The organism is Streptomyces viridosporus, assembly GCF_002078235.1.
Taxonomy (GTDB): Bacteria; Actinomycetota; Actinomycetes; order Streptomycetales; family Streptomycetaceae; genus Streptomyces; species Streptomyces viridosporus.
This window is the reverse complement of sequence record NZ_MSGP01000965.1, coordinates 1-787: the sequence shown is the minus strand read 5'-3', so window position 1 is coordinate 787 and position 787 is coordinate 1. Positions and strand designations below refer to the sequence as shown.

The 787-nt window shown below is 71.0% G+C and carries 1 protein-coding gene and 1 pseudogene; one reads left to right on the top strand and one right to left on the bottom strand.

All coding sequences use genetic code 11. The annotated features are described in order from the left end of the window. Positions 1-494: nucleotide disphospho-sugar-binding domain-containing protein (locus tag B7L92_RS38940; RefSeq protein ID WP_304364734.1), on the top strand; the 494-nt coding region annotated here is incomplete at its 5' end. A 3-nt stretch (positions 495-497) separates the two neighbouring features. Here the strand turns inward: B7L92_RS38940 and B7L92_RS38935 are convergent. Next, positions 498-787 (bottom strand): annotated as a pseudogene (locus B7L92_RS38935) (hypothetical protein); the annotation flags it as partial.

Here is a 787-nt window from a genome sequence, read left to right as displayed (position 1 = left end):
CCTTCACCAAGCAGCCGGAGTTCTACCGCAACTGCGTACGGGCCTTCGGCGACCTGCCGGGCTGGCACCTGGTGCTGCAGATCGGCAAGCACGTCGACCCGGCCGAGCTGGGTGACGTACCGGCCGATGTCGAAGTCCACAGGTGGGTCCCGCAGCCGGCGATCCTGGAGCAGGCCGATCTGTTCGTCACGCACGCCGGGGCGGGCGGCAGCCAGGAAGGACTGGCCACGGCCACCCCGATGATCGCCGTACCGCAGGCCGCCGACCAGTTCGGCAACGCGGACGTGCTCCAGGGCCTCGGTGTCGCCCGGCACCTGCCCACCGAGGAGGCCACCCCCGAGGCACTGCGCACGGCCGCCCTCGCCCTCGTCGACGATCCGGAGGTCGCCCGCCGGCTGAAGGACATCCAGGCCGGGATGGCCCAGGAGGGCGGCACCCACCGAGCCGCCGACCTCATCGAGGCCGAACTGCCCGCCCGGCGGCGTCAGCCGTAGGTCTCAGGCGTACGCCGTGGTGTCCAGGCGGGCCTTGTAGATGACCGCGCCCTCACGGGCGCGGGCGACTCCGCTGACGTTGAAGTGGACGTACTCGGTGCCGAAGACATTGCCGCCCTCGATCGCGCCCGTCCACATCTGCTCGCCGGAGGAGTGCCGTACGTACGACTTCACGTACCGGCGCGAGTGCAGGCGCGTCCTGGTCATCGACGCCTTGTCCACGGCGTACACCCCGTAGGTGTCGGTGACCAGGAGGCGTCCGGGACGCTGGTGGTCGGGCTGGAGGTCGTGCG